At 59.9% G+C, this 11,332-nt stretch carries 11 protein-coding genes; 7 read left to right on the top strand and 4 right to left on the bottom strand.

Features of this window, described 5'->3' with window-relative positions; translation table 11 throughout:
* The first annotated feature begins 10 nt into the window (after positions 1-10).
* Complete coding sequence (locus tag AB5Y89_RS06640; RefSeq protein WP_368223226.1) at positions 11-817, top strand: siderophore-interacting protein; 807 nt, start codon at positions 11-13, stop codon at positions 815-817.
* Between the two features lie 251 nt (positions 818-1,068).
* The gene (locus AB5Y89_RS06635) at positions 1,069-2,175 is read left to right on the top strand and encodes a 3-deoxy-7-phosphoheptulonate synthase (protein WP_045524002.1); all 1,107 of its coding nucleotides are present in this window, start codon (positions 1,069-1,071) and stop codon (positions 2,173-2,175) included.
* A 470-nt stretch (positions 2,176-2,645) separates the two neighbouring features.
* Here the strand turns inward: AB5Y89_RS06635 and AB5Y89_RS06630 are convergent, their stop codons facing one another.
* Complete coding sequence (locus AB5Y89_RS06630; protein ID WP_010673634.1) at positions 2,646-3,053, bottom strand: H-NS family nucleoid-associated regulatory protein; 408 nt, start codon at positions 3,051-3,053, stop codon at positions 2,646-2,648.
* A gap of 349 nt (positions 3,054-3,402) precedes the next feature.
* Complete coding sequence (gene dsdC / locus AB5Y89_RS06625; protein WP_043154694.1) at positions 3,403-4,347, bottom strand: DNA-binding transcriptional regulator DsdC; 945 nt, start codon at positions 4,345-4,347, stop codon at positions 3,403-3,405.
* A gap of 215 nt (positions 4,348-4,562) precedes the next feature.
* On the opposite strand from dsdC, the gene dsdA reads away from it, so the two are divergent.
* Both dsdA and AB5Y89_RS06615 read left to right on the top strand, forming a co-directional pair.
* The gene (dsdA, locus tag AB5Y89_RS06620; RefSeq protein WP_368223224.1) at positions 4,563-5,894 is read left to right on the top strand and encodes a D-serine ammonia-lyase; all 1,332 of its coding nucleotides are present in this window, start codon (positions 4,563-4,565) and stop codon (positions 5,892-5,894) included.
* Positions 5,895-6,233: 339 nt separating this feature from the next.
* Positions 6,234-6,410, top strand: coding sequence for a hypothetical protein (locus AB5Y89_RS06615; protein ID WP_080944224.1), 177 nt, complete (start codon positions 6,234-6,236; stop codon positions 6,408-6,410).
* 66 nt (positions 6,411-6,476) lie between these two features.
* Here the strand turns inward: AB5Y89_RS06615 and icd are convergent, their stop codons facing one another.
* A complete protein-coding gene (gene icd, locus AB5Y89_RS06610) occupies positions 6,477-7,730 on the bottom strand; it encodes an NADP-dependent isocitrate dehydrogenase (RefSeq protein WP_010673630.1) in 1,254 nt (417 codons plus the stop codon).
* 410 nt (positions 7,731-8,140) lie between these two features.
* Here icd and AB5Y89_RS06605 point away from each other — a divergent pair, with 410 nt between their 5' ends.
* A complete protein-coding gene (locus tag AB5Y89_RS06605; protein ID WP_045523996.1) occupies positions 8,141-9,232 on the top strand; it encodes an alpha/beta hydrolase in 1,092 nt (363 codons plus the stop codon).
* A gap of 84 nt (positions 9,233-9,316) precedes the next feature.
* Here AB5Y89_RS06605 and AB5Y89_RS06600 read toward each other — a convergent pair whose 3' ends face one another.
* A complete protein-coding gene (locus AB5Y89_RS06600; RefSeq protein ID WP_010673628.1) occupies positions 9,317-9,466 on the bottom strand; it encodes a hypothetical protein in 150 nt (49 codons plus the stop codon).
* Between the two features lie 558 nt (positions 9,467-10,024).
* Here AB5Y89_RS06600 and AB5Y89_RS06595 point away from each other — a divergent pair.
* Entirely contained in the window at positions 10,025-10,318 is a 294-nt protein-coding gene (locus AB5Y89_RS06595) for a hypothetical protein (protein WP_368223221.1), read from the top strand.
* 115 nt (positions 10,319-10,433) lie between these two features.
* The gene (locus AB5Y89_RS06590) at positions 10,434-11,216 is read left to right on the top strand and encodes a hypothetical protein (RefSeq protein WP_368223218.1); all 783 of its coding nucleotides are present in this window, start codon (positions 10,434-10,436) and stop codon (positions 11,214-11,216) included.
* The last annotated feature ends 116 nt before the right edge of the window (positions 11,217-11,332 follow it).

Genomic DNA, 11,332 nt, shown 5'->3' with positions numbered 1-11,332 from the left:
GAGTATGCCCATGTCTCAACCCGCCCCGGCCAATCGCCCCCGCCTGCTCACCGTCAAGCATGTTCAGGATGTGAGCCCGCATCTGCGCCGAATCTGCCTGACCAGCCCCGAGCTTGTGGACTACCCCTTCAGCTGTGGCGGTGCTCATGTCAAGATCATGCTGCCCCGACCGGATCAGTGCGAGATAGTGTTGCCCACCCCCACCGACAAGGGGCCTCGCTGGCTCGATCCCGCCCAGAAACCCGTCATTCGCACCTTCACCATACGCGCGTTTCGCCGGGAGGCGCTGGAGCTCGACATCGACTTCGCCCTGCACGGCGAGGCTGGCCCCGCCAGTCGTTTCGCCCTGCACGCCAAACCGGGTGACAGGCTCGCCATCTCGGGCCCGGGCGGCCCCGACCCCATGCTGCAAACGGCCGAGCACTATTACATGGCGGGGGATCTCACCGCCCTGCCCGCCATCAGCGCCATGGTGGAGGTGATGCCGGCCCATGCCCTCGGCCATATCGCCCTGCTGGTCCCCCATCAGGACGACGTGCAGGATCTGTCGCTGCCGGCTGGCGTCGACCTGCGCTGGTTCGTGGGCAATCCGGAGCAGGCCGCGACCTTGGTGGCGCATTTCACCGCCCAGCCTATGGTCGCCGAGGGGAGCTATTTCTGGTTTGGCGGGGAAGAGAGCTTGGTCGTGCCGCTGCGCCGCCACGTCAGACGCGCCCTGGATGCCGAGCGCCAGCGGGTCTACGCAGTCCCCTACTGGCGCAGCGGCAAGGATGAAGACGCCTACCATCAGGACAGGCACGCCGTGATGGACAGCTGATCCCCTCTTTATCTTGTGACTGGCGGGCTTCTTCCCTCGGGGAAGCGGCCTGCTTTTGCTGCGGTTCCCCCGCCATCGTTCTCTCTCCCCCCATCTTCGCCTGGCGATTTCATTGCACTTGCATTTGAGACAAACACCAAGATAATGACAATCATTCTCAACAACTGCGATAAGCCGTGAATCTGTCTGCTCCCAACAGGATGCCGCATACGGGTTCCCCATCGCACACATGCACAGCAAGGTAACTCCAGATGGCAGTTTTGAATTCGGTCATGCGCGCCTTCGCCATAGAGGCGCTCCCCACCCCTGCCGAGCTGCTGGCGCAGCACCCCTGTCCGGCCGACATGGCCCGGCACATCGACAACCAGCGCCATCAGGCACGCCGGATCCTGGCAGGTGAAGACGATCGCCTGCTGGTCGTGATTGGCCCCTGCTCCATCCATGATCCCGTCGCGGCCCTGGACTATGCCGGACGGCTGGCACGACTCGCCACCGCCTATGAAGACAGCCTTCAGATAGTCATGCGAGCCTATTTTGAAAAGCCGCGCACCACGGTGGGCTGGAAGGGGCTGGTCTTCGATCCGCACCTGGACGGCAGCAACGACATCAATCGGGGATTGCATCTGGCACGCCAGGTGCTGCTCGACATCAATGGACTGGGGCTCGCCACCGCCACCGAATTCCTCGACACCACCAGCTTTCTCTATCTCGCCGATCTCGTCAGCTGGGGCGCCATCGGGGCACGCACCACGGAGTCTCAGGTCCACCGGCAATTGGCCTCCGCACTGCCCTGCCCCGTGGGATTCAAGAACGGTACGGACGGCAATATCAGGGTCGCCATCGATGCCATCCAGGCCAGTACCGCCTCCCATCTCTTCACCGCCCCCGGCAGCCAGGGCGGCATGGTAGTGATCAAGAGCGAAGGCAATCCCGACGGCCATATCATTCTGCGTGGCGGCACCCTGCCCAACTACCACCAGAGCGATGTGGCGGAGGCAGCAGACCGCCTCACCCGCCAGGGACTCCCCCCTCGCCTGATGGTGGATTGCAGCCATGGCAACAGCCAGAAGCTGCACACGAACCAGCTGAAGGTCGCCAAAGAGCTCTGTCGCCAGCTGAGCGAAGGGAGCCAAGCCGTCGCCGCCGTCATGGTCGAGAGCTTCTTGCTGGGAGGAAACCAGAAACCGGCTCCTCTGGGTGAACTGCAATACGGTCTGTCAGTGACCGATGCCTGCCTCTGCTGGGAAGAGAGTGAACACCTGCTTGCCATGCTGGCAGAGGCGGTCCAGGCCCGTCGCCGCACCCGGAGAAAATACACACACGCCGTTCAGTCTGAACTCGGACAACCCGTCATCTAGCATTCGGTTTATTTGTTTGCCACCAATCGGTGTCTGCCTCATCCGCACATTGTCCGGCATCGTGCGGATATATCGCAGAAGAGCGGTGTCAAACAGACCATAAATAGAGGGGATAAATTAATAGGCGGTGGGCGTCATGCATCAGCATGAAAAAGAGACGGGCCGCTCAGGCATACAGATGAGGATCCACCGCCGCTATTTCATTCTGTCACAGCAGGTATCCATGATCGTTTCTCACAAGGGACGAAGAAACACGGGCTGTATGAGTCCTCAGTGCGTATAAGTGGCGAGGTGGCGTGGAAGATGATGCGCCAACTTTATTGGGCACATGATGGTCATGGCTATTCCAGACGAGGCTCTCCAATTAACCGGAGTAACCTGCGCAATTGGGTTTTACTGCGACATCCTCTGAACCCTGAAAATAATAATGCCGCCCTGCAGGCGGCATTATCGAGATCCGGATCCGGCGATCAGATCAGGAAATCGTTCAGATCCTTGCCCAGCGCAACTTGCTCGGCGATGGCCTTGGGCATACGACCCTGACCGGTCCAGGTCTTCTCCTGACCGTCTTCCTGGTACTTGTATTTCGCAGGACGGGGAGCACGCTTGCTCTTGGTGGTGCCCGCCGCAGCCGGAGCCGCCACGCTGCCGATCAGCTCACGGGGATCGATACCAGCCTGTTGCAGCATTTCGGTGAATTCATTCAGTTTGCGCTGACGCTCTTCCTGTTCGGCACGTTCCTGTTCAACGGACTCGGCACGCTCGTTATATACCAGGTCAAACTTTTCTTTCGCTTCTTGCAGTTGCTCAAACGGCAGTTCACGAATGGCAGCGCGCAAGCTGCGAATGTTCAGCAGAACCTTCAGAAACTCGTTCATTACTTCCTCACAGAATTATTTTTGTATGTCACAGGGATAACACGATTTGAGAATAGCATGCCCATTGGATAACAACATAATGTTTTTATACCATCCGGCAGCGCTCTGACACCATATGGACATTATTCACCGTGGTTAATTCCCTGCCTGATACTTATTGGGAATACTCTCACAGACTTTATTTTCTATTTTCCCCGGTTAATCTCTGGTTCACCTCATCCGTTGCACACGGTGTTATCTCTTACCCGCGACGCTCTGCGCCAAGTCATTTAGCAGCAGTGCCGGCCCTTATTGTACAAATAGTGCGCTCCTGGCCATGACCTTCGCAGACAATAAACCAGGTCCCGTTTCAGGATGCCCCTTGCGCCTGATCCTGTATCCAGCGGATGAATGCCTGGATCTTGGGACACTGGCGATGAGGGAGGGTCGCCAGGTAATAACGCGGCTCGCAGCGCACCGCCATATCCGGGAAGGGCATCACCAGCGCTCCGCTCGCCAGCGCCTGGCTTGCCAGCTGCCTGCGCCCCATGGCGACACCGGCGTGGTGGGTGGCGGCAAGGATCGCCAGATCCGCTCGATCAAATCCCATGTGTGACGAGCAGGCCTCCAGGGAGAGATGCCAGTGGCTCCCCCAGGTGCGCCACTCGTCGCTGTCGGTGTCCAGGCCCCAGGCCTGCCTGTCATGGAGCAGGCGGCACTGCTGCAGATTCCCCACCTCCCCCATCAGACCGTGGTCGCTGGCGTATTGAGGGCTGCACACCGGCACCATGAATTCATCCATCAGGGGGTGAATGGCCAGGCCCGTCGGGGTTCTGGCGTCGAAGTTGAGGGTCAGATCGATGCCGTAGCCGTGCAGGTTTATATGCTCGTTGCCCGTCAGCAGGTTGAGCTCGATGTGAGGATGCAGGCGGGAAAAATCGGCGAGCCTTGGCACCAGCCAGCACTGGGCGATGGAGGGGCGCGAGTGCAGCGTCAGGGAGCCCGACAGCGCCTGCTCCCTGATCTCCAGCACCTCCTGATTGATGAACTCCAGGGAGGAGGTGAGCGCCCAGAAGATGCGCTGCCCCTCCGTGGTCAAGGCTACCTTGCGGTGAAAGCGCTGGAACAGCAAAAACCCGAGCGCCTCTTCCAGGGCCGAGATGCGGTGGCTCACCGCGCTTGGGCTCAAGGAGAGCTCGTCGGCGGCGAGCGCAAAGGAGCCGTGGCGGGCCGCCGCCTCGAAGGTGTGGAGCCTGGCGAGCTGATGGCTGCTGAGCAGCTTGCTCCTCACCCCTGGGTGCTCATCGCGTTGCATGGTTGGGCCTCCCTCTCTTTTATCTGGCAGATGATACCAGAAGGGCGAGGTTTGCATTCACCAGGAAGACTCAACTCACCCGTATGCGAAGAGACAGCAGGGTAGATGACCATTTGCATCAACTGAGCTCATCCAAGCGACGCGTTTTATCATTTGTCACGGCAACGCTGGTGCCATTCAATGGGATGATTCCGTCACCACCCCGAGAGGCTTTCATGACACACACCGACATTGCCGGGCTCATCGCCCGCTTCCCCCTGCTCGAACCGCTGATCGCCCTCACCCCTGTGACCTGGTTCAATCCGGGGGCCACCTCCCTCGCGGAAGGATTGCCCCATGTGGGGCTCACCCGGCACGATGTGGCCGCCGCCTCCGCCCGGCTCGCCCGCTTCGCCCCCTACCTGTGCGAGGCCTTCCCCGAGACCCGCACCAGCAACGGCATTCTGGAGTCCGAGATCGCCGCTATTCCGGCGATGCAGGCTACGCTCAATCAGCGCTACGGTGTCGAACTCACCGGCAGGTTGCTGCTCAAACAAGACAGCCACCTGCCCATCTCCGGCTCCATCAAGGCGCGCGGCGGCATCCACGAGGTGCTGGCCCATGCCGAACATCTGGCCATCCAGGCTGGGCTGCTGCGCGAGACGGATGACTATCGCACGCTATTTTCGGACGAGTTCCGCCACTTCTTCGGCCAGTACAGCATCGCGGTGGGGTCGACCGGCAACCTCGGCCTCTCCATCGGCATCATGAGCGCCCGCCTCGGCTTTCGCGTCACCGTCCACATGTCGGCTGATGCGCGGGAGTGGAAGAAGCGCAAGTTGCGCCAACATGGCGCCATCGTGGTGGAATACGCCGAGGATTACGGGGTGGCGGTGGAGCAGGGACGCAAGGAGGCAGAACGCGATCCCAACTGCTTCTTCATCGATGACGAGCACTCCCGCACCCTGTTCCTCGGCTATGCGGTGGCGGGCGAGCGGGTGAAAAAGCAGTTCGACGAGATGGGCATCAGGGTGGACGCCGACCATCCGCTCTTCGTCTACCTACCCTGCGGCGTCGGCGGTGGCCCGGGCGGGGTGGCCTTTGGTCTCAAGCTGGCGTTTGGGGACAACGTGCACTGCTTCTTCGCCGAACCTACCCACTCCCCCTGCATGCTGCTCGGGGTCCACACCGGGTTGCACGATGCCATTGCGGTGCAAGACCTTGGCATCGACAACCTCACCGCCGCCGACGGCCTCGCGGTGGGACGCGCCTCCGGTTTTGTCGGCCGCGCCATGGAACGCCTGCTTGCGGGCTTCTACACCCTGAGGGATCAGGAGATGTACGACCTGCTGGGGCTCCTGGCCCGGGATGAAGAGATCCGGCTCGAGCCCTCGGCACTGGCGGGCATGGCAGGCCCCTGGCGAGTGGCCACCAACCTTGAGTGGCAGAGTGGGCAGGGACTGGATGCTGCCAAGATGGCCGGGGCCACCCACCTGGTGTGGGCCACCGGCGGCGGCATGGTGCCCGCCGAGGAGATGGGAAAATACCTGGCCTGCGCCCGGATCTGATCTTTTTTTCGCCCCCGTGACCCGCCGACCTGGCGGGTTTTTCTGCTGCGAGATCAGCAAGATGGCACCTCAGCCCTCGCCACCATGACACAGACGGCCAGACTGCTGGACAGCCTGATTTGTCATCCAGCCCCACCGACTGGTTATTTTGTGATACGATAGAGACCGTTTTTTGACATCTGCGCCCCGTTGTCCCCTTTTTCCGGTGAGATAACCACCGGATCCGGCGACCAACACCTGCCGGGCGCAGCACAACATGTGCCCAGTTCGAATCGCTCCTGCGCGACCTTGACGCCAGGAGCACTCCCCTCTGGGCACCTTAGATAAGGAGATCGGGCGATGAAACAATATCAAAGCTGGTTGGGACAATATCTGATGAGCCGCCGTGACGGAGACCACGCCATGGCATCCGAGCTCGCCAACTCCATCTGCGAATTCTGGCAGGCCCGTGGAGATGAGGCCGAGACCAGCAAATGGCAGCAGATCTACGAGCAGCACGTGGAAAAAACCACCTGACGACCTGCTCTCCTCCATAAAAAAACCGGCGCTCATGGCGCCGGTTTTGCATTTCAACGACCCGGATCACATCTGGTCGATCATGTCCTGGGCGAACTGGGAGCAGGAACGCAGGGTGGCTCCTTCCATTAGACGCTCGAAGTCATAGGTGACGGTCTTGTTGGCGATGGCCGCTTCCATCCCCTTGACGATGAGGTCAGCCGCCTCGGTCCAGCCCAGGTGGCGCAGCATCATCTCGGCAGAGAGGATGAGGGAGCCCGGGTTGACCTTGTCCTGGCCAGCGTATTTCGGCGCGGTGCCGTGGGTGGCTTCGAACAGGGCAACGCCGTCGCCGATGTTGGCGCCCGGCGCGATGCCGATGCCGCCGACCTGGGCCGCCAGCGCGTCGGAGATGTAGTCACCGTTGAGGTTCATACAGGCAATGACGTCATACTCGGCCGGACGCAGCAGGATCTGTTGCAGGAAGGCATCGGCGATGACGTCCTTGACGACGATGGTCTTGCCGGTCTTCGGGTTCTTGAAGGAGCACCAGGGGCCGCCGTCGATGAGCTGGGCATCGTACTCTTTCTGGGCCAGGGCATAGCCCCAATCCTTGAAGGCACCCTCGGTGAACTTCATGATGTTGCCCTTGTGCACCAGGGTCACGGAGTCGCGATCGTTGTCGATGGCGTACTCGATGGCGGCACGGACCAGACGCTCGGTACCGGCCTTGGACATGGGCTTGATGCCGATGCCGCAGGACTCGGGGAAGCGAATTTTCTTCACGCCCATCTCGTTTTGCAGGAAAGCGATCACCTTCTTGGCTTCATCGCTGTCCGCCTTCCACTCGATGCCGGCGTAGATGTCTTCGGCGTTCTCGCGGAAGATCACCATGTCGGTCAGCTCGGGGTGCTTGACTGGGCTCGGGGTCCCTTCGTAGTAACGGACCGGGCGCAGGCAGACGTAGAGATCCAGCTCCTGGCGCAGGGCCACGTTGAGGGAGCGAATACCGCCGCCGACCGGGGTGGTCAGCGGGCCCTTGATGGCCACGCAGTATTCACGAATGAAATCCAGGGTTTCGGCCGGCAGCCAGGCACCTTCGCCATAGACATGAGTCGATTTCTCGCCGGTATAGATCTCCATCCAGGCGATCTTGCGCTCGCCTTTGTAGGCTTTCTCGACCGCAGCATTCACCACATTCAACATGGCCGGGGTCACGTCCACACCGATACCATCCCCTTCGATAAACGGAATGATGGGATTGTGGGGAACCTGCAGCTTGCCGCTGGCATCGACTGTGATTTTCTGGCCCTGGGTCGGGATAACTACTTTGCTTTCCATCGGCATCTCCTAACTTCCGTTTGTTATCAATCTGATCGTTGCGCGCGGCCATCTTAAGCCCATCCATTTGCATAATCAAATAGCGGGCGTGCATGTCAGACCATAGTCGGGGAGTGGATCACAGTGCGCCTGAGGATCCCCTCCTCCCTCGCTGCCCTCTGGTCCTGACGAGGCGCAGGCCCCGTCCATCCGGGCCTCTTCCTCTAGTGATGACAGCGTCTTCCTGCCCTCGCCGCCCCGAAGGCGCCATTCCCCCAAATCCCGTTCGCCTTTACATCGTCGTAACCCCTTTGGCGAGGCAAGGCGCGCCGGGGGACAGGCAGCCGGATCCGGACTAGGCTCTTTGCCAGTGATCGGGGCGCCCGGGGCGTGGCCGAACATGAAGAGAGCACGACAACAAGGAGAACACCATGTTTATCGTCACCAACCGGATGGTCAACGAGCAGGGCAAGACCCCCAGCGAGATCTTTGGCGAAAAACCCGCAGAGGGCCCCAACGAACTGCGCCTCGCCGAGGCCCGGCGTCAGGGCAAACAGTGGCAGCTGGACCTGCTGCCGGATCAGATCACCGCCGAGATGGCCGCCAGCGTCGGCCTTGACCCCGACCTCCCCCACCCGGCCAGCGCCTATGTGGCGCGCAAGCTGCTGGAGCGCTGCGCCGGGACCGGCAGCACGGCCAAGCAGAAGCTCAAGACCGGCAAACACCTGCTGCTGTTCGTACACGGCTTCAACAACGATCTTGACGATGTGCTGGAGCGAGCCGCGGGGCTCGAGGCCCGGTACGGCGTCGAGGTGCTCTGCTTCAGCTGGCCCGCCAATGGCGGCGGTGCCCGGGGCGTGCTGAGCTACAAGAGCGACAAGCGCGATGCCCTGGCCTCGGCCGGTGCCCTTGACCGGGTGCTGGAGAAGATGAAGGGGCTGCTCGACGAGTTCAACGGCCAGTATGTGACGCAGCTGGAAGAGAAGGCCCAGAAGAAGTTCGCCGACAACGGCGAGGCCTGGGATCGCTACTTTGCCAAGGAGGTGAACAAGCGCTGCCCCTTCACCATCAACCTGCTGCTGCACAGCATGGGCAACTACCTGTTCAAACACCTGCTGAGCAGCACGACCTACCACGCCAACCAGCTGCTGTTCGACAACATCATCATGGCCGCCGCCGACACCAACAACGAGCTTCACGCCCAGTGGGTCGACCGCATCCAGTGTCGCAACCGCCTCTACATCACCATCAATGAGCGCGATGGTGCCCTGATGGCATCGCGCATGAAGATGGGGGAGCAGCAAAAGGCGAGGCTCGGCCACTACACCCGGCGGCTGGACGCCAGAACGGCCACCTACGTGGACGTGACCAATCAGCCCCATGTGGGGGACTCTCACGCCTACTTCGAAGGGGATGCCCTCGCCAACGAGAAGGTGCTGCGCTTCTTCCACACCGTCTTCAACGGCGGCACCGGCGAGCGCGCGGAGCTGTTCGATGCGGCCCAGAACCTCTATCGCCTCTAGCCACTGCGCAAAAAAACCACCGCCCCGAACAGGGCGGTGGTTTTTCATTATGCGCTCACTTGGTGGCCACAAGGCCGCCAGGGGCTAGTGTTCTGCCGCTTCCGGCTGGGGCGCTTCGCTGCGCTCCCGTTGCAGTTCATCGACCCTGGCCTGCCATCTGTCCTGGGCCTGTTTTTGCCCCTGGGACTCGAATTCCTGGCGCATGGTGTCGATTTTTTGGTCAAGTTTTTCCATCAGGATGTCTCCTTACATCTCGGGTTACACACTGGCTGACGGCACTGTTTGGCCAACCTGCTCACCCGATTGGACACCAGGTTTTCCCCAATTGTCCAACAAAATAAACGATTGATTATGCAAAAACCAATCTAGAAAATGGGTTAAAGCTCCTTATGAAACCCCATAAACCACCCTGAAAACGCCTGACAAAAACACTTCTTTTACCATTTATATCAATAGCTTGATATTTATAATTCGCTCAATGACTCCCTTGAGATCGGCATGACGAGTGTATGCACATTTTTTTTCACAAAAACTCCCCGCTCTCCAGGTTTTGCGACCGGAAAGGCCCCCATGTCCATCCAAAAATACGATGGTTTATGACACAACCCATCTCTTTAATGGATAGATAATCCCCAACCCCGACCCTGCGGCTTGCCAACCCGACCACCAGCAGGTTCGCTTGTTACCCATCCGGGCATATCCCGCCCCACTCCCGCCCCGATAAAATGAAGCCGCACCACGCCTGCTGAGCGGGTTGTTGCCGCCCTCATCCCCTCTCGTCGGAGTCATGACATGGATCTCTTCTGGTGGTTTGCCCTGCCCGTCGCCGCAGGCACCTTCTATGGGTGCTATTTCTGGAACCAGCACCATGCCCAGCCCGACTGGCTGCGCCTGCCCACCCGCGCCGACTACCTGCACCAGCATCCCGAATGCGCCATCGACGATGAACTGGGGGCGCGCTGCTGCGCCTGCGGCTCCGACAAGGTGCTGGGCCACCCCCAGACTGGCTGGCCTGATCATCGCTTTCGCCACACCTGCCTCGCCTGCGGCAAGGTGCTCTTTCGCACCGAAGAGCCCCCTATATAAGCATCCACATTCTCTCTTTTTGTATGGCGATGTATGGCGATGTATGGCGATGGCAGATGCTGACACCCGCGAAGCAGCAAAAAGAGCACGCGCTCGGGACAGGGAGACATCTCAGATGGAAAAGGATTTAACCGCACTGAAGCGCAAGTGGCTCAAGAAGCATCTGCAAGCGCTACGGGCAGTAAAAGACGAGGAACAAGAGAAAGGGACCATGCTGGCATTTGTCGGCATTCTGTGTGCACTTTTGCCAATACTGACTGCGGCTGTCTACTTTGTGGGTATGCGTTATTACCACGGCTACCTAGGACAGTTCGGATTGAAGAGCGATGAGTTCTCTCTCCCCCCAGACACCGCCTTATTTCACGGATTTTATCTGCTCATTCAACTGTTCTTACCCTATGTGCTACCGCTCGTTACGGCGGTAGCCGGACTGTTTCTCTCGCTCACATTTTTATTTTTCAAAGTGAAATGGCGGCTGAGGCTCTCATGGTGGTTATTTCGCTTGGTCGAGCGGCTTCCCATTGTGCAAAAAGGAGGCAAGATTGCTCATCACTATCCTGCTCCGTTTACCTTCCACTGTTTGAGCTGGTTAAAACGTACTTACTTCAAATTTACTGTTTTTATACTGCCTCCCTTGCTGGTCATCATGGCGTCAGAACACATCAAACCTATGGGGGAAGAGCTCGCTAAAGACCAAATCACCCACCTCGAACAAGGCAACTGGCCAGAGAGTAAGGCCCATAGCCAGTCCCCTCTGCTGGGGGATGAACCCCATATCCGCATCGGCTGTAACACCGCCCACTGCGCCTATCGCCTCAAGGGGGGTGACACCCTGATCCTGCGCCTCGACCAGATAACCGAGACCCGCTACCGGCCTGACAAGGCCGCGCCGAAATAGACGGCATGGCGCAGGCGTCCTGACAGGGAGAGCGCCGACCAAGTCATAATGGGTTGTCGTTTGTGACCCTGTTTCGTACTATTGCCCGCCACTGCGAACCCCCTTTTCCGGCCCGG

It is taken from the genome of Aeromonas sp. s4 (assembly GCF_040907855.1).
Lineage (GTDB): Bacteria > Pseudomonadota > Gammaproteobacteria > Enterobacterales > Aeromonadaceae > Aeromonas > Aeromonas caviae.
Note: the sequence above shows the minus strand (reverse complement) of the source record. Positions and strands in the feature narration are given on the sequence as shown.